A 17058-nucleotide genomic window follows, 5' to 3' on the forward strand; every position below is an offset into this window, starting at 1 on the left:
AGCCGGGACGGACCGCTGCGGACGATAGGCTGTGACGGCCATGATCACCACCATTGACCTCAGGGGAGTGCGGCCGAGCCGCACCGAGCTCCTGGACATGCTGCCCCGTCCCGTCGTCGACATCACCGCGGCAGCGCATGCCGCGCAGGCGCTGATCGACGCCGTCCGAGCGGACGGTTCCGAGGCCCTCTTGGCGCAGGCAGACCGGTTCGACGGGGGACGCCCCGAGCGGATCCGCGTCCCACAGGCCGAGATCGACGCCGCCGTCACGGCACTCGGGCCGGCCGTGCGCGCCGCGCTCGTGGAGGCCATCGACCGGGTCCGGACCGCCACGAGAGCGCAGGTCCCGCCGGAGCGCACGACCGAGCTCGCCGACGGCGCGACCGTCGTGCAGCGCTGGGCCCCGGTCGGCCGTGTCGGCCTCTACGTCCCGGGCGGGAAGGCCGTCTACCCCTCGAGTGTCGTCATGAACGTCGTGCCGGCCCAGGAGGCCGGCGTCGGTTCCGTGGCGCTCGCTTCGCCCCCGCAGCGCGAGTTCGGCGGCCGCGTCCACCCGACGATCCTCGGTGCCGCAGGGTTGCTCGGGGTGACCGAGGTCTACGCCATGGGCGGCGCCGGAGCGATCGGTGCGTTCGCCTACGGGGTACCCGACCTCGCCCTCGACCCGGTCGACGTCGTGACCGGTCCCGGCAACATCTTCGTGGCGGCCGCCAAACGCCTCGTGAAGGGGCAGGTGGGGATCGACGCCGAGGCCGGGACCACCGAGATCCTGGTCATCGCGGACGCCGGCGCCGATGCCCGGCTCGTCGCAGCCGACCTCGTCAGCCAGGCGGAACACGACGAGGCGGCGGCATCGCTGCTCGTCACCGACAGTGCTGCGCTCGCCACCGCGGTGGAGGAGTGGCTGCAGCGGTACGCCGCAGGCACCCGTCACGGAGCGCGCGTCGTCGAGGCCCTGGGCGGGCCGCAATCGGCGATCGTGCTCGTCGACGACCTCGAGGCCGCCGTGGCGTTCAGCAATGCGTACGGACCGGAGCACCTCGAGGTGCAGACACGCGACCCGGAGTCGCTCCTCGGCGCCATCACCAACGCCGGCGCGATCTTCCTCGGCGACCACACCCCGGTGAGCCTCGGGGACTACCTGGCCGGGTCGAACCACGTCCTCCCGACGGGCGGCCAGGCACGGTTCTCCTCGGGCCTCGGAGCGTTCACCTTCCTCCGGCCGCAGCAGGTCGTCCGGTACGACGAACCGGCGCTCCGTCAGGTCGCGGCCCACATCGTCGCCCTCTCGGGCTCGGAGGACCTGCCGGCGCACGGTGAGGCGGTGACGGCCCGGTTCGGGCTCGTCGATGCCGAGATCCGTGCGGCGGACGACACCGCCGCCCCCACCACCCCCGAGGGAGCCCGCTGATGTACTGCCCGTTCTGCCGCCATCCGGATTCCCGTGTGATCGACTCGCGCACCAGCGACGACGGACTCGCCATCCGCCGACGCCGGCAGTGCCCCGAGTGCGGGAGGCGCTTCAGCACCATGGAGACCTCGAGTCTCGGCGTGATCAAGCGTTCCGGCGTGGTGGAGCCCTTCAGCCGGGAGAAGGTCGTGAGTGGTGTCCGCAAGGCCTGCCAGGGCCGCCCGGTGACGGACTCCGACCTCGCCGTGCTGGCTCAGCGGGTGGAGGAGTCCATCCGCGCCACCGGCGCGTCGCAGATCGACGCGAACGACATCGGTCTGGCGATCCTCGCGCCGTTGCGGGAGCTGGATGAGGTCGCGTACCTCCGCTTCGCCAGTGTGTACCAGGCCTTCGAGTCGCTCGACGACTTCGAGTCCGCGATCGCGCTGCTCCGCGTCGAGCACGCTTCCGGTGCCGCCCCCGTGCCGTCCGAGGAGCTCTGAGCCGTGTACCGCTTCCTCTTCTCGCAGGTGCTGTCCAAGCTCGATCCCGAACGCGCACACCACCTGGCCTTCGACGTCATCCGCTCGCTTCCCGCGACCGGCTTAGGCCCCGTCATCAGGCGCTGGACGGCGCCGCGACTCGACCAGTCGGTGGAGACGCTGGGGCTGCGGTTCGAGACCCCGTTCGGTGTCGCCGCCGGCTTCGACAAGGACGGCAAGGGCGTCCTCGGCCTCGGACTCCTCGGGTTCGGCCATGTCGAGGTGGGCACGATCACGGCGATCCCGCAGCCGGGCAACCCCAAGCCCCGGCTGTTCCGACTCATCGCCGATCGGGCGGTCGTCAACCGCATGGGCTTCAACAACGGGGGAGCCGACCAGGCCAGGCGTCGGCTCGAACGGACCGCGCGGGTGAGCCGCCGACCCGTCCTCGGCGTGAACATCGGCAAGAGCCGTGTCGTGGACGTCGCCGACGCCACGGCCGACTACGTCCGGAGCGCGACGCTCCTCGCGCCCGTGGCCGACTACCTCGTGGTCAACGTCAGCTCGCCGAACACCCCTGGGCTCCGCGGCCTCCAGGAGCTCGACCAGCTCGCGCCGCTGCTCGAGGCCGTCCGCGCCGCCGGCGGTTCGACGCCGTTGCTCGTCAAGATCGCGCCCGACCTGAGCGATGCGGAGGTCGACCGCATCGCAGAGCTGGTCGTCGAACTCGGCCTGGACGGCGTCATCGCGACGAACACGACCATCTCGCGCGACGGACTGACCACCGATCCCGCCATCGTCGAGGCGGCCGGGGCCGGCGGACTGTCCGGTGCACCGCTGGCCGCCCGCTCGCTCGTCGTCCTGCGGCGCATCCGGGCCATCGTGCCCCCGGAGTTGTGCGTCATCTCGGTCGGGGGCGTCGACACCGCCGAAGACGTCCAGGAGCGCTTGGACGCAGGAGCAACCCTCGTGCAGGGCTACACGGCGTTCCTCTACCGCGGGCCGCTCTGGGCGAGGCACATCAACCGCGGGCTCGACCGGCTGGCTCGAACCGGCCGCTGAGCGGCACCACGCGTCATCGACGACGAACGCCCGCCGGTCTGGGACCGGCGGGCGTTCGGTTTCGTGGGACTACTTGTTGGGGAACTGGCCGCGCTTGACCTGCGGCTTGGGCAGGCGGAGCGGGCGCAGCTGCAGCGCTCGCATGGCGGCGTACCAGCGCACGCCGCGCTCGTCCTGCCCGAACTTCGCCCGCAGCGCCTTCCGGACGCGGAAGCCGAGGAAGAAGCAGTCGGCGATCGCGATGATGAAGAACACCCAGAGGGTGAGCATGCCGTAGACCTGGATCTCGGGCACCGGCATGAAGGTGAGGATGATCACGAGGAACATCACCGGGATCATGAACTCGCCGATGTTGAACCGGGCGTCGACGTAGTCGCGGACGAACTTCTTCTGCGGACCGCGCTCGCGTGCCGGGAGGAACTTGTCGTCGCCGGCGGCCATGCCGGCCTGCGCCCGCCGCCGTGCCTCGGCCTGCTGCGCCTTCGCCGCCTTCGAGGCCTCCTTGCGGTCGGAGGGGACGAGCGGACGCTTGTTCTGCGCCTCGCGTTCCGCCCGTGAGGGGGTGGGTCGACCCTTCGCCTCCTTGGCTCCGCGGGCGAGGCGCTCAGCCGTCTGCGCTGCGGTCTCGACGATCGGCTCTGATGCCGGGGTGCTCTGCTGTTTGGCCACGATGGAACGTCCTTGATTCGGGGATTCCCTTAAGATTACTCGCATGACGACAGGTACCACGACGGAATCGACCCAAGACCCACGCAACGACCAGGAAGTCCTCGCTCGGCTGCGCGAATCCGTCGCCGGTGCGTTGCCGTCCTCGATCGCCGATCTGTCGGCGCTCGTCCGCATCCCCTCGGTGTCGTGGTCGGCGTTCGACGCGGCCGAGGTGGCGCGGAGTGCCGAAGCGGTCGCGGAGCTCGCCCGCGGTCTCGGTGTCTTCGACGAGGTCTCGGTGCGCCGGTCCGCCATCGACGGCGGAGCGGAGCTCGGACAGCCCGCCGTGCTGGCCCGCCGCGAACCACGGAACGGCCGACCGACCGTGCTGCTCTACGCGCACCACGACGTCCAGCCCCCCGGAAGCGACGACAAGTGGGACTCGCCGCCGTTCGAGCCGACCGTCCGCGACGGCCGCATCTACGGACGGGGCGCGGCTGACGACAAGGCCGGCGTCATGTCCCACATCGCCGCGATCCGAGCCGTCACCGAGGTCCTCGGCTCCGACCTCGACCTCGGTATCGTGCTGTTCATCGAGGGCGAGGAGGAGTTCGGCTCACGATCCTTCGGCTCCTTCCTGGAGGAGCACCGCGACACCCTCGCGGCGGACGTGATCGTCGTCGCCGACAGCGACAACTGGGACGAGCGGACACCGGCGCTGACGATCGGTCTGCGTGGCAACGTCACGTTCCGGCTGCGCGTGAAGACCCTCGACCACGCCTCCCACTCCGGGATGCTCGGGGGAGCGGTGCCGGACGCGATGCTGGCCACGGTCACCCTGCTCGCGACCCTGTGGGACGCGGACGGTTCGGTGGCGGTCGACGGACTCACCTCGCACGACGCCGTCACCCCGGAGTTCGACGAGGCGCAGCTCCGCGCCGAGTCCGGACTGTCCGAGGGGGTCTCGCCCATCGGACGCGGCTCCATCCTCAGCCGGATCTGGTCGCAGCCCGCGATCACCGTCACGGGCATCGACGCACCGTCGGTGGCCAACGCCTCGAACACGCTCATCCCGGAGGTGTCGGTGCGCATCAGTGCGCGGATCGCCCCCGGGCAGGATCCGGCCGAGGCCTACCGTGCACTCGAGGCCCACCTCCTCGCCAACAGCCCGTTCGGCGCACAGCTGACGATCGACGAGGTCGACCAGGGGAGCCCGTTCCTCGTGGACACGAGCGGTTGGGCCGTCGCCGAGGCGAAGCGCGCCATGGCCGACGCCTGGGAGGTCGAGCCCGTGGAGACGGGCGTCGGCGGATCGATCCCGTTCATCGCCGACCTCGTCCGGGTCTTCCCGGACGCCCAGATCCTCGTCACCGGTGTCGAGGACCCGCACTCGCGCGCCCACAGCCCGAACGAGTCGCTGCACCTCGGCGTCTTCCAGAAGGCGATCCTCACGGAGGCGGTGCTCCTCGCTCGCCTGGCGGCCGCACCCCGCCCGTCCGCCGACGCGTAGTCGGCGCCGGACGCCCCGCCGGAACCACGGGGTGCGTCCGGCGCGGCAGGCGGTAGAATCTCACACAGGCGTCGACCCGGCGCCGCCAGACCTCGCGAGGAGCATCATGAGCGACACCATCCTGACCGAGACCAAGATCGACGCGGCTCACGGCGTCGGCCTGTCCGACACGGCGGCGCAGAAGGTCAAGAGCCTCCTCGAGCAGGAGGGTCGCGACGACCTCCGTCTCCGCGTGGCCGTCCAGCCGGGTGGGTGCTCGGGCCTCATCTACCAGCTGTACTTCGACGAGCGCATGCTCGACGGCGACGCCACGGTCGACTTCGACGGTGTCGAGGTGATCGTCGACAAGATGAGCGTCCCCTACCTCGACGGCGCCAAGATCGACTTCGAGGACACCATCCAGAAGCAGGGGTTCACCATCGACAACCCCAATGCCGAGGGCAGCTGCGCCTGCGGCGACAGCTTCCACTGAGCCAGATTCTTCCTGAAGGGGAAATTACCCGGTCGCGGGTGGTTTCCCCTTCGTCATTCCGGTCACGATCCCGCACCGCGGACGCGAATGGTCCGGCGTTCACCGCCCATCCCCACTAGACTGGGGGGCGATCCACAGGTGTGTATTCGAAAGGTTTCAGAGGTGCGCTCGACTCGTCGTCTCAGATGGGCTGCCATTCCGGTCGCAGCCACACTCGCCATAGTCCTGGCGGGTTGTACGCAGGCGGAACTGCATGGTTACCTGCCGGGATTCGTCGAGGGCGAATCTCCCGTCACGAACCACACGGACCGCATCGCGGGCCTGTGGGTGACGGCATGGCTGGTGCTGCTCGCAGTCGGTGTCATCACGTGGGGGCTCATCATCTGGGCCGTCATCGTGTACCGACGTCGCAAGGGGCAGACCGGTCTCCCGGTCCAGCTGCGGTACAACATGCCGATCGAGATCTTCTACACGATCGTCCCGCTCATCCTGGTCCTCGGCTTCTTCGCCTTCACGGCCCGCGACCAGAACGCGATCGAGACCCAGTACGAGGATCCCGACGTGGCCATCGAGGTCTTCGCCAAGCAGTGGGCGTGGGACTTCGTGTACGACGAGGCCGTCAACGGCCAGGACGTCTGGACCGCAGGCGTGCAGGCCGATGAGAAGCCCGGTGGCGTCATCGACCAGGACGCCCTCCCCACGCTCTACCTGCCCGTCGGCAAGACGGTGAAGATCGCGCTGCAGTCGCGCGACGTCATCCACTCCTTCTGGGTCATCGACTTCCTCTACAAGAAGGACATGATCCCGGGCAAGACGAACTACATGTCCTTCACCCCTGAGCGCGAGGGCACGTACGCCGGTAAGTGCGCCGAGCTCTGCGGCGAGTACCACTCGCTCATGCTCTTCAACGTGAAGGTCGTCTCGCAGGCCGAGTACGACAAGCACCTCGAAGACCTGGCCGAGTCGGGCAACATCGGCGACTACGGCACGGAATACGATCGCAACAGCAACCTCCCCGGCACCAAGGCGCCGGCAGGTCTCGAAGAGCACGGAGACGGGGAATGACCTCCACCACGCTTCCCGCAGGCCAGGCGAGCGTCGTCGGACGCACCTCGGTCGAGCGCAAGGGCAACATCCTGGTCAAGTGGATCACCTCCACCGACCACAAGACCATCGGGTACATGTACCTGATCGCCTCGTTCATCTTCTTCTGCCTCGGCGGCGTGATGGCGCTCATCATCCGTGCCCAGCTCTTCGAGCCCGGCGGCACGATCGTGGAGACCAAGGAGCAGTACAACCAGCTCTTCACGATGCACGGCACGATCATGCTCCTCATGTTCGCGACGCCGCTCTTCGCCGGGTTCGCGAACGCGCTCATGCCGCTGCAGATCGGCGCACCGGACGTCGCCTTCCCGCGACTGAACGCCTTCGCGTTCTGGCTCTACGCCTTCGGTAGCCTCATCGCCGTCGGTGGTTTCCTCACCCCGCAGGGTGCCGCCGCCTTCGGCTGGTTCGCCTATGCGCCACTGTCGAGTACGACGTTCTCGCCAGGGCTCGGAGGCAATCTCTGGGTACTCGGCCTGGCGCTCAGCGGCTTCGGCACCATCCTCGGTGGCGTCAACTTCATCACCACGATCATCACGATGCGCGCCCCCGGCATGACGATGTTCCGCATGCCGATCTTCACGTGGAACGTCCTCGTGACGTCCATCCTCGTCCTGATGGCGTTCCCGGTGCTCGCAGCGGCCCTCTTCGGCCTCGCAGCGGACCGCGTGTTCGACGCCCACATCTACGACGCGGCCAACGGCGGTGTCATCCTGTGGCAGCACCTGTTCTGGTTCTTCGGGCACCCCGAGGTCTACATCATCGCGCTGCCGTTCTTCGGCATCGTGTCCGAGATCTTCCCGGTGTTCAGCCGCAAGCCGATCTTCGGCTACAAGACCCTGATCTACGCGACGATCGCGATCGCTGCGCTCTCCGTGACCGTGTGGGCGCACCACATGTACGTCACCGGATCGGTGCTCCTGCCGTTCTTCGCCCTCATGACGATGCTCATCGCGGTTCCGACCGGTGTGAAGATCTTCAACTGGCTCGGGACGATGTGGCGCGGTTCGGTCACTTTCGAGACCCCGATGCTCTGGTCGATCGGCTTCCTGATCACCTTCGTCTTCGGTGGACTCACCGGTGTCATCCTCGCTTCGCCGCCGCTCGACTTCCACGTCTCCGACTCCTACTTCGTCGTGGCGCACTTCCACTACGTCGTGTTCGGCACGGTCGTGTTCGCCATGTTCGCCGGCTTCTACTTCTGGTGGCCGAAGTGGACGGGCAAGATGCTCAACGAGAAGCTCGGCTACTGGCACTTCTGGCTGCTCTTCATCGGCTTCCACACGACGTTCCTCATCCAGCACTGGCTGGGCGTCATCGGGTTCCCGCGCCGCTACGCGACGTACTCGCCCGAGGACGGCTTCACCTGGATGAACCAGCTGTCGACCGTGGGCTCCTTCATCCTCGCCATCTCGCTGCTGCCCTTCTTCCTGAACGTGTACATCACGATCCGGAAGGCTCCGCGAGTCACCGAGGATGACCCGTGGGGTTACGGGGGATCGCTCGAGTGGGCGACCAGCTCGCCCCCGCCGCGTCACAACTTCGTCTCCATCCCGCGCATCCGCTCGGAGCGCCCGGCCTTCGACCTCCACCACCCCGAGGTCGGTATCCCGGTCGGCGTCGGTCCCGCGAAGGACGCGCCTGACGCACCCACGCTCGACCTCGACGCCGGAAAGGTGAAGTAGCCGCCATGCGCGCCAATATCATCCTCTTCACGATCCTGACGGTGTTCTGCGCCCTCCTCTGCGCGGTCTACACGGTGTGGTCGCTCGTCGACCCGCTGCACGGCCGGGTCGAGTGGGTCGGCACGGTCACCCTGGCTCTCGCCGCGATCCTGAGCGCCTTCCTCGGCTTCTACCTCAGCCGGGTGCACAAGAGCCAGGGCGCCGAGCTCCCCGAGGACACGCTGACGGCGAACATCGACGACGGCGATCCGGAGATCGGGCACTTCAGCCCGTGGAGCTGGTGGCCCATCATCCTCGCCGGTGCGTGCGGTCTGCTCGTGCTGGGTCTGGCGGTCGGGTTCTGGATCGCGATCATCGGCATCCCGCTGGTCGTCATCGCGGTCGTCGGTTGGAACTACGAGTACTACCGCGGATACTTCGCACGCTGATGGTCGCCTCGTTCAGCATCCGTCGTGGTCAGCCCGACGACCGTTCAGCCGTCTTCGCGCTGGCCGGCCAGCTGATCACGGGGTCCATCCCGCCTGCTGCGGACGACTTCATGGCTGCGTACAACAACGTTATGCGCCCTCGTGAAGACGAGACCAACGTGCTGTACGTCGCGGTCGACGAATCGGATCGTGTCGTCGGATACACTCTGATGACGGTGTCCCGGCTGCTGCACGCGGCCGGCCTGACCGCCCACCTGCAGGAGCTCGTCGTCGACGAGACGGCCCGCGGCGCCGGCATCGGATCGGCCCTGGTCGAGGCGAACGAGCACTACGCCGTTGAGCGCGGTGCGCGCCAGCTGACGATGTCCACCTCTCGAGCCGGCGACTTCTACCGTCGTCTCGGCTACAACGTGACGGCTGAGTTCTACAAGAAGATCCTCCCGCTGGGCTGATTCCCGAAGCGTCATCGAAGAGCCCCCGAGCCAAGCTCGGGGGCTTTTTCGTGTTCTGGTGCTCGCCTGGACGTGGAGAACGAGCAGCCGGCACTGGTGCGCGCACCCGCCCCCAAGGTCGTGATCGTCACCCTTCCGGCCGGCCAGGCTGGGTCCACAGTGGCAGCCGTACGCCGGTGACCCCTGCGCACGTCTGATAGACCAGGGGAGCGCCCCCGGTCCCCGAGGATGTCGAGGGCGCACACCGCCGCCCGCAGAGGACTCGGCGTGCGTATCGAAGAGACCTGGCGCAGAGTGCGAACCTGGCCCTGAGCCTGACGGGCGCGCGCGCCGCCCACAGCGAACTCTGGGTGCGTACAGAAGGGATCTGGCGCAGGCCATTCCGGTCCCTGAGCCCGTCGGCGGGCAGCAGTGGTCCGGTGTCTCCTCAGTACGGCCCCGATCACCCTGGGTCGGGAACGTCGCCGCCGGGGCCGGTCGATCGGCTCCCATCGTCTGCTGTCGCGCAGGAATGCGGCAACCGCGGTGAGCGAACGCGGGTCCCTGAGCGTGTCGAAGGGCTTCACCTCATCCGCAGCGGCCTTCGGCGCCCGGAGAACGGGGGAGAGGGTGCACGGACCTCCGCTGTCGCACGCGTCTTGCCGCGGCGCAGTTCGGCGATCCCCGCCCGCAACGACGAAAGCCCCGCAGTCCGTGAGGACTGCGGGGCTTTCCCAGGGGATCCGCCTAGTGGTGGTCGCCGTGGGAACGTTCGATCTCCGTGTTCGTGACCGGAGCGATCCGATCCTCGAAGAACCAGCGGGACATCGCGGCGCGAGCCTTCTGGACGCCGGTGATCTTGCCCTTGGCGTTCGGACGGATCATCAACGGCTTGTGGTCGTCGTAGCTCGCGAGGCGCCAGCGCTCGTACTCGTCGACGGGCTCGTGGACCTCGATGAACTCGCCCCCGGGGAGGCGGACGATGCGCCCGGTCTCGTAGCCGTGGAGGAGGATCTCGCGATCCTTCTTCTGCAGCGCCAGGCAGGTGCGCTTCGCGATGAAGTAGGCGATGAACGGTCCGAGGATGAGGATCGCCTGCAGCGTGTGGATCACGCCCTCCATCGTCACCTTGAAGTGCGTGGCGATGATGTCCGAGCTCGCAGCAGCCCAGAGAGCGGCGTAGAAGGTGACACCGGCAGCACCGATGGCGGTGCGGGTCGGCGCGTTGCGCGGACGGTCGAGGATGTGGTGCTCGCGCTTGTCACCCGTGATCCACGCCTCGACGAACGGGTAGATGAACACCGTGACGATGAACAGACCCAGCACGAGGACGGGAAGGATGATGTTGAACGAGAACGTGTGATCCCAGAGGACGAACTCGAGGTGCGGCGGAACCAGTCGGAGCGCGCCGTCGGCGAACCCGATGTACCAGTCAGGCTGCGTACCCGCCGAGACCGGGGAGGGGTCGTACGGTCCGTAGTTCCAGATCGGGTTGATCGTGAACAGCGAGGCGATGAGCATCACGACACCGAAGACGATGAAGAAGAAGCCACCGGCCTTCGCGGCGTAGACGGGGAGGACGGGGAATCCGACCACGTTCTGCTCGGTGCGACCGGCGCCCGGGAACTGCGTGTGCTTGTGCACGACGACGAACACCAGGTGCAGGGCGATGAAGAGCAGCACCAGCGCCGGCAGGAGCAGGATGTGGAGCGTGTAGAGCCGGCCGACGATGTCGGTGCCCGGGAACTCTCCACCGAACAGCAGGAAGGTCGTCCACGTACCGATGATGGGCAGACCCTTGACCATGCCGTCGATGATCCGCAGACCGTTACCGGAGAGCAGGTCGTCGGGCAGCGAGTACCCGGTGAAGCCCTCGGCCATGGCCAGGATGAACAGGACGAAACCGATCACCCAGTTCAGCTCACGCGGCTTGCGGAACGCACCGGTGAAGAAGATGCGCAGCATGTGCAGGCCGATGGACGCCACGAACAGCAGGGCCGCCCAGTGGTGCACCTGACGCATCAGGAGGCCGCCGCGGATGTCGAAGGAGATGTCGAGCGTCGACGCCATGGCGACGGACATCTCGATGTTCTTCAGCGGGACGAAGGAGCCGTCGTAGTGGACCTCGGCCATCGATGCCTGGAAGAAGAAGGTGAGGAAGGAGCCCGACAGCAGGATGATGACGAAGCTGTAGAGCGCGACCTCACCGAGGAGGAACGACCAGTGGTCGGGGAAGATCTTGCGGCCGAACTCCTTGACGGCGACCGAGATGGACGTCCGCTCTTCGAGGTAGTTCGCTGCGGCGCCGGTGAATCCACCGGAGCTCTTCGCCGGAGCGGCCTTGGCCTGCTCAGGGGCGCGTGTTGCGGTCGAGGTGCTCAATGACGCTCCCAGAAGCTCGGGCCGACAGGTTCGTGGAAGTCGCTCCGCGCGACGAGGTAGCCCTCGTCGTCGACGGTGATCGGCAGCTGCGGAAGCGGCCGGGCGGCCGGTCCGAAGATGACCGCGCAGTGGTTCGTGACATCGAACTGCGACTGGTGGCAGGGGCAGAGCAGGTGGTGCGTCTGCTGCTCGTAGAGCGCGACAGGGCAACCGACGTGCGTGCACACCTTGGAGTAGGCGACGATGCCGTCGTAGGACCAGTCCTTCTTGGACTCCTCCTCGACGAGGTCTTCGGGCTTCAGCCGCATGAGCAGCACGATCGCCTTGGCCTTCTCGTTGAGGACGTGGTCGGCCTCGTGAAGGTTCTCGGGGATCACGTGGAACGCGCTGCCGAGGGTCACGTCGGACGCCTTGATGGGCGTACCGGACGGGTCGCGGGCGAGGCGCGTGCCTTCCTTCCACATCGTGTGCTGCATGAGCTCGACGGGGTCTTCGTCGTACGGCGCGAGACCGCGGAACAGCGCGATGCCCGGGAGCGGGAAGACGATGAGGGAGCCGATGAGGCTGTTGCGGATGAGCGCGCGTCGTCCGATGCCGGACTCGACGTTCGCCTGGTGCATGATCTCCACCGCGCGATCGCGGCTGACCTGGTTGCCGCCGACCTTGTGACGGTAGTCGATGCCTTCTTCGTCGTGCATGAGGGCCTTGCCCCAGTGCACGGCGCCGATACCAATCGCGAGCAGGGCCAACGCCATGCCGAGACCGATGAACAGGTTGTTCAGGCGGACCGAGGCGATGTCCTCGGGCTCGATCGGGAACGCCATGTAGGCGGCGACCGCCCAGACGCTGCCGGCGATCGACAGGTAGAAGAGGGTGTAGACGGCGCGCTCGGCCCGCTTGTCCTTCTTGGGGTCGAGGTCCGTCACGCGCTTCCGGTGCGGAGGCAGTCCGGGGTCGACGACGGCGTCGCGGGAGATGACCCCGGTACCGGTCGCGACCTGCAGCTCCTGCCCGTGGGCGGACGGATCGGCAGACGAGTCGGCGGCTGGGTGACCCGAGCCGCTCGAGTTGTCGTGAGCCATGGTGCTCCTTCTTACGTGTTGTCGATCCGCGTCGGTCAGTTCGACTTCGCGGTGATCCAGACGGTGAGGGCCACGATCGAGCCGAGGCCGAAGATCCAGAGGAACAGGCCCTCGGAGACGGGGCCGAGCGAGCCGAGGTCGTTGCCGCCCGGTGACGGGTTCTTCTCCATGAACTTGAGCGCGGTGATGATGTCGCGCTTGTCCTCGGGGGAGAGGTTCATGTCGTTGAAGACGGGCATGTTCTGCGGGCCGGTGATCATGGCCTCGTAGATGTGGGCCGCGCTGACGCCGACGAGCGAGGGAGCGTACTTGCCCTCGGTCAGGGCGCCACCGGCGGCTGCGACGTTGTGGCACATCGCGCAGTTGATGCGGAAGAGCTGTGCGCCGTTGGAGGCGTCGCCCTCACCGTCGAGGTACTGCTCCTCGGGGATCTCCGGGCCGGGTGCGACCGAGGCGACGTACGCCGCGAGGGAGGAGATCTGCTCCTCGGTGAACTGCACGGGCTTCTCCGGGGCCTGCGGGCCCTGGTTCTGCAGCGGCATCCGGCCGGTGCCGACCTGGAAGTCGACGGCGGCGGCACCGACGCCGAGGAGGCTCGGTCCGGCGGTCGTGCCCTGCATGTCGAGGCCGTGGCAGGTGGCGCAGTTCGCGGAGAAGAGCTTCTCGCCCTCGTCGACGGAGGCCTGCGACTTGGCAGCGGCGACGGGCTCTGCGCTGGCCGTGCTGACGCTGACGGCTGCGTAGGCGCCACCGGTCACGAGGAGGCCGATCGCGAGCAGCGCCGCCGAGGCGAACGGGCTGCGGCGGCCGCTCTTGCGCGTGGCGCGGGCGGCCTTCTTGGACGCCTTGGTGGTCGTCGTCTGGGTGGGGTCAGTCTTCATGGAGTCAGTCATTCCGGGTCAGCGCAGGATGTAGATGACGAAGTAGAGGCCGATCCACACGACGTCGACGAAGTGCCAGTAGTACGAGACGACGATGGCGCTCGTCGCCTCCTTGTGGCCGAATCGTTTGACGGCGTAGGCACGGCCGATCACGAGGAGGAAGGCGATGAGGCCACCGGTCACGTGCAGGCCGTGGAAGCCGGTCGTGAGGTAGAACGCCGAGCCGTACGCGTTCGAGCTGAGGGAGATGCCCTCGCTGACGAGCGTCGCGTACTCGAGGATCTGGCCGGAGACGAACACGGCGCCCAGGGCGTAGGTGAGGAAGAACCACTCGACCATGCCCCACTTGCGCGGGCTCCAGCCCGTCATGCGGGGCTGCATGCGCTCCGCTGCGAAGACGCCGAACTGGCACGTGAACGACGAGGACACGAGGATGATCGTGTTGATCGTCGAGTACGGGACGTTCAGGCGACCGGCTTCGGCCGCCCACAGCTCGGGAGCCATCGATCGCAGCGTGAAGTAGATCGCGAAGAGGCCGGCGAAGAACATGACCTCGCTGCCCAGCCAGACGATCGTTCCAACCGCGACCGTGTTCGGTCGGTTGATCCGGGGCGCGCTCGGCGCAAGGTTGATTGAGGTGCTCGTCACCCCTCCATTATGGCCGAAAGCCGGAGCGGTTTTTCGCATTTCGGGGGCGGCGACCACGCTCGGATCAGTAAGGCTAGCCTTATTTCCTGACCGGAATCTTCGGTTCTGCTGCGGGATTCATGTGATCTTCGCCTCCACAGGCCGCTCGAGGCGTCGGCGAGTCGCGCTTGTAAGATCGTCGACATGCCTCTCACGACCTGGCCGACGCTCATCGGCGACCTGCTCGCCGGAACCGATCTCAGTGTGTCGGAGTCGACGTGGGCGATGGAACGGATCATGACCGGTCAGGTGACGGACGCCCAGCTGGCCGGCTTCCTCATCGCGTTGCGTCGGAAGGGGGAGACGGTGGACGAGATCGTCGGGTTCCGCGACGCGATCCTCGACCACGCGAAGCCGCTCGTCGCCCCGTCTCGGGCCCTCGACATCGTCGGCACCGGCGGCGACCGCTTCGGCACGGTCAACATCTCGACGACCGCGTCCATCGTCGCGGCCGCGACGGGCATCCCGGTCATCAAGCACGGCAACCGCGCGGCGAGCTCCGCCTCGGGATCGAGCGACGTGCTCTCGGCGCTCGGCGTCGACCTCGCCCTGCCGACGGACCTGGTGGGGGAGGTGCTGGCGTCGACGGGCATCACCTTCGCGTACGCGGCGGCGTTCCACCCCGGTTTCGGCCACGCAGGGGCGGTTCGTGCGGAGCTCGGCGTGCCGACGGTCTTCAACTTCCTGGGCCCGCTCGTCAACCCGGCTCGCCCGGAGGCGTCGGCGGTCGGCGTCGCGCACGCCGACCGCATCCCGTTGTTCGTGGGCGTCTTCCAGACGCGTGGGGCGACCGCCCTCGTCTTCCGGGGCGACGACGGACTCGACGAACTGACGACGACGGGACACAGCCACCTCTGGGAGATCACCCGCGGAGCCGTCACCGAGCACGACCTGGATCCCCGGGAACTCGGCATCCGCCGTGCGTCGATCGACGATCTCATCGGCGGTGACGCCCAGCACAACGCCGGTGTCGTGCGCGCCACGCTGGCCGGCGAGGAGGGTCCCGTCCGCGACATCGTCCTGCTGAACGCCGCGGCCGGGATCGTGGCGTTCGAACTGTCGGAGGATCCGACGCAGGCCCAGCGGCCGATCCTCGAGCGGTTCGCCGCAGCGCTCGTGTCCGCCGCGGCCGTCATCGACTCGGGTGCGGCGACCGCGACACTCGACGCCTGGGTGGACGCCACCCGCACGCTCGGCTCGCGCTGATCCGCGCCGTGGCCGGGTCTTCCGGCCCTACCGGCGGTGGGCCGCAGCGCGTAGGTTGAGACCCGATGCCGGCGTACCCGGTCGGCGGACCCGAACCGATCTTGCAGGAGGATTCAATGAAGAAGCTCATCAATGATCCCAAGGACGTCGTCGTCGAGGCGGTGGCCGGTTTCGGCGCCGCGCACCCCGACCTCGTCACCGTGTCGCTCGACCCGGTGTTCATCGCCCGAGCCGATGCCCCGGTCGCCGGGAAGGTGGGGATCGTGAGCGGCGGCGGCAGCGGGCACGAACCCCTCCACGGCGGGTTCGTCGGATTCGGGATGCTCGACGCCGCCGTACCAGGCCCGGTGTTCACCTCGCCCACTCCGGACCCCATCCTCGCCGCCACGAAGGCGGTGGACGGTGGTGCCGGCGTCCTGCACATCGTCAAGAACTACACGGGCGACGTCCTCAACTTCGAGACCGCGGCCGACCTCGCGCTGGCCGAGGGCATCGAGGTGCGCTCGGTCATCGTCGACGACGACGTCGCGGTGAAGGACTCGCTCTACACGGCGGGGCGACGGGGTGTCGCCGGCACCGTCCTCGTGGAGAAGCTCGCCGGCGCACGTGCCGAGGCCGGGGGAGGACTCGACGAGGTCGCCGACCTCGCGACGAAGGTCAACGAGCGCACCCGCACGATGGGCGTGGCACTCACCCCGTGCGTCGTCCCGCACGCGGGCGAGCCGAGTTTCACCCTGGCCGACGACGAGATCGAGATCGGCATCGGGATCCACGGTGAGCCCGGCCGTGAACGCATCCCGCTGGAGCCCGCCGACCGGATCGTCGACCGGCTGCTCGCCGCCATCCTCGAGGACTTGCCGTACGCGCCGGGCGAGCGGGCCCTCGTCCTGGTGAACGGGATGGGCGGGACGCCGCAGGTCGAGCTCTCCATCGTCTTCCGCCGCGTGGCCGAGGCGCTCGCGGAGCGCGGGATCGAGGTGGCACGGTCGCTCGTGGGGAACTACACGACCAGCCTCGAGATGCAGGGTGTGTCGATCACCCTCCTGAAACTCGACGACGAACTGATCGAATTGTGGGACGCCCCGGTGCAGACCGCGGCGCTCCGGTGGGGACGGTAGACGGATGGGATTGGACGGAGCCTGGGCGATCGCCTGGATGCGGGGGAGTGCTGCGGTCGTCGCAGAGCATCGGGTGGAGCTGATCACGCTCGACCGTGACATCGGAGACGGCGACCATGGCGAGAACCTCGACCGCGGGTTCTCCGCGATCCTGCCGAAGCTCGACGAGCAGCCGGCCGATGCGACGCCCGCCGACATCCTCAAGCTCGCCGCGACGACGCTCATCTCGACCGTCGGAGGCGCGAGCGGCCCGCTGTACGGCACCGCGCTGCTCAAGGCGTCGATCGCCGTGGCCGGCCAGGAGGACCTCGACGCCGATGCCGTCGTCGCCCTGCTGACGGCGGCACGCGACGGGATCGTGCTCCGTGGCAAGGCCGAGGTCGGCGACAAGACCATGGTCGACGCGTGGACACCCGCCGTGGACGCTGCATCCGCGGCGGCGGCGGCGGGGGAGTCGCCGGCACGGGTGCTGGCCGCAGCCGCGGACGCC

17 protein-coding genes are annotated in these 17058 nt (G+C 68.1%); 12 read left to right on the top strand and 5 right to left on the bottom strand.

The features are described 5' to 3' along the window. Window positions 1-40 precede the first annotated feature (40 nt). From hisD to IFT89_RS06625, 3 genes are read left to right on the top strand one after another with little or no spacing between them, the layout of a single operon-like run. Complete coding sequence (gene hisD / locus IFT89_RS06615) at window positions 41-1411, top strand: histidinol dehydrogenase (protein ID WP_192017909.1); 1371 nt, start codon at window positions 41-43, stop codon at window positions 1409-1411. Continuing rightward, entirely contained in the window at window positions 1411-1893 is a 483-nt protein-coding gene (gene nrdR, locus IFT89_RS06620; protein WP_064296987.1) for a transcriptional regulator NrdR, read from the top strand. The genes hisD and nrdR overlap by 1 nt, the downstream gene beginning before the upstream one ends. 3 nt (window positions 1894-1896) lie before the next feature. Next, window positions 1897-2934 carry a quinone-dependent dihydroorotate dehydrogenase gene (locus tag IFT89_RS06625; protein ID WP_202938548.1) on the top strand — a complete coding sequence of 346 codons (1038 nt, stop codon included), beginning with the start codon at window positions 1897-1899 and terminating at the stop codon, window positions 2932-2934. A 69-nt stretch (window positions 2935-3003) separates the two neighbouring features. Here the strand turns inward: IFT89_RS06625 and IFT89_RS06630 are convergent, their stop codons facing one another. After that, window positions 3004-3603, bottom strand: coding sequence for a DUF3043 domain-containing protein (locus tag IFT89_RS06630; protein WP_064296985.1), 600 nt, complete (start codon window positions 3601-3603; stop codon window positions 3004-3006). 43 nt (window positions 3604-3646) lie between these two features. Between IFT89_RS06630 and IFT89_RS06635 the strand changes: the two genes are divergently transcribed. The 6 genes from IFT89_RS06635 to IFT89_RS06660 all read left to right on the top strand — a co-directional run bounded on the left by IFT89_RS06635 (window position 3647) and on the right by IFT89_RS06660 (window position 9233). Next, complete coding sequence (locus tag IFT89_RS06635; protein WP_194644649.1) at window positions 3647-5092, top strand: dipeptidase; 1446 nt, start codon at window positions 3647-3649, stop codon at window positions 5090-5092. Between the two features lie 106 nt (window positions 5093-5198). Beyond that, the gene (gene erpA, locus IFT89_RS06640) at window positions 5199-5564 is read left to right on the top strand and encodes an iron-sulfur cluster insertion protein ErpA (protein ID WP_064296983.1); all 366 of its coding nucleotides are present in this window, start codon (window positions 5199-5201) and stop codon (window positions 5562-5564) included. 162 nt (window positions 5565-5726) lie between these two features. After that, window positions 5727-6629: an aa3-type cytochrome oxidase subunit II gene (gene ctaC, locus IFT89_RS06645; RefSeq protein WP_079706003.1), complete on the top strand. Its 903-nt coding sequence runs from the start codon at window positions 5727-5729 to the stop codon at window positions 6627-6629. Then, window positions 6626-8353 carry an aa3-type cytochrome oxidase subunit I gene (gene ctaD / locus IFT89_RS06650; protein ID WP_085510953.1) on the top strand — a complete coding sequence of 576 codons (1728 nt, stop codon included), beginning with the start codon at window positions 6626-6628 and terminating at the stop codon, window positions 8351-8353. Before ctaC ends, ctaD begins: the two co-directional genes overlap by 4 nt. A 5-nt stretch (window positions 8354-8358) precedes the next feature. Further along, window positions 8359-8781, top strand: a complete 423-nt coding sequence (locus IFT89_RS06655; protein WP_064296980.1) for a cytochrome c oxidase subunit 4 — start codon at window positions 8359-8361, stop codon at window positions 8779-8781. Further along, window positions 8781-9233, top strand: coding sequence for a GNAT family N-acetyltransferase (locus IFT89_RS06660; protein ID WP_137241631.1), 453 nt, complete (start codon window positions 8781-8783; stop codon window positions 9231-9233). The genes IFT89_RS06655 and IFT89_RS06660 overlap by 1 nt, the downstream gene beginning before the upstream one ends. 726 nt (window positions 9234-9959) lie before the next feature. Here IFT89_RS06660 and qcrB read toward each other — a convergent pair. From qcrB to ctaE, 4 genes are read right to left on the bottom strand one after another with little or no spacing between them, the layout of a single operon-like run. After that, the gene (qcrB, locus tag IFT89_RS06665) at window positions 9960-11594 is read right to left on the bottom strand and encodes a cytochrome bc1 complex cytochrome b subunit (protein ID WP_064296978.1); all 1635 of its coding nucleotides are present in this window, start codon (window positions 11592-11594) and stop codon (window positions 9960-9962) included. Continuing rightward, window positions 11591-12676, bottom strand: a complete 1086-nt coding sequence (gene qcrA, locus IFT89_RS06670) for a cytochrome bc1 complex Rieske iron-sulfur subunit (RefSeq protein ID WP_064296977.1) — start codon at window positions 12674-12676, stop codon at window positions 11591-11593. Before qcrA ends, qcrB begins: the two co-directional genes overlap by 4 nt. A gap of 35 nt (window positions 12677-12711) precedes the next feature. After that, window positions 12712-13557 carry a cytochrome bc1 complex diheme cytochrome c subunit gene (qcrC, locus tag IFT89_RS06675; protein ID WP_064296976.1) on the bottom strand — a complete coding sequence of 282 codons (846 nt, stop codon included), beginning with the start codon at window positions 13555-13557 and terminating at the stop codon, window positions 12712-12714. A gap of 18 nt (window positions 13558-13575) precedes the next feature. Then, complete coding sequence (gene ctaE / locus IFT89_RS06680) at window positions 13576-14205, bottom strand: aa3-type cytochrome oxidase subunit III (protein WP_428844491.1); 630 nt, start codon at window positions 14203-14205, stop codon at window positions 13576-13578. Window positions 14206-14388: 183 nt separating this feature from the next. On the opposite strand from ctaE, the gene trpD reads away from it, so the two are divergent. From trpD to dhaL, 3 genes are all read left to right on the top strand, one after another. Next, entirely contained in the window at window positions 14389-15450 is a 1062-nt protein-coding gene (gene trpD / locus IFT89_RS06685) for an anthranilate phosphoribosyltransferase (RefSeq protein WP_086473228.1), read from the top strand. 116 nt (window positions 15451-15566) lie between these two features. Then, window positions 15567-16568 (top strand): dihydroxyacetone kinase subunit DhaK, encoded by a 1002-nt coding sequence (gene dhaK, locus IFT89_RS06690; RefSeq protein ID WP_137241633.1) that lies wholly within the window; start codon window positions 15567-15569, stop codon window positions 16566-16568. 4 nt (window positions 16569-16572) lie between these two features. Beyond that, window positions 16573-17058: dihydroxyacetone kinase subunit DhaL (gene dhaL / locus IFT89_RS06695; protein WP_202938549.1), on the top strand; the 486-nt coding region annotated here is incomplete at its 3' end.

This window comes from Plantibacter sp. CFBP 13570 (assembly GCF_014841395.1).
GTDB classification, from domain to species: domain Bacteria; phylum Actinomycetota; class Actinomycetes; order Actinomycetales; family Microbacteriaceae; genus Plantibacter; species Plantibacter auratus.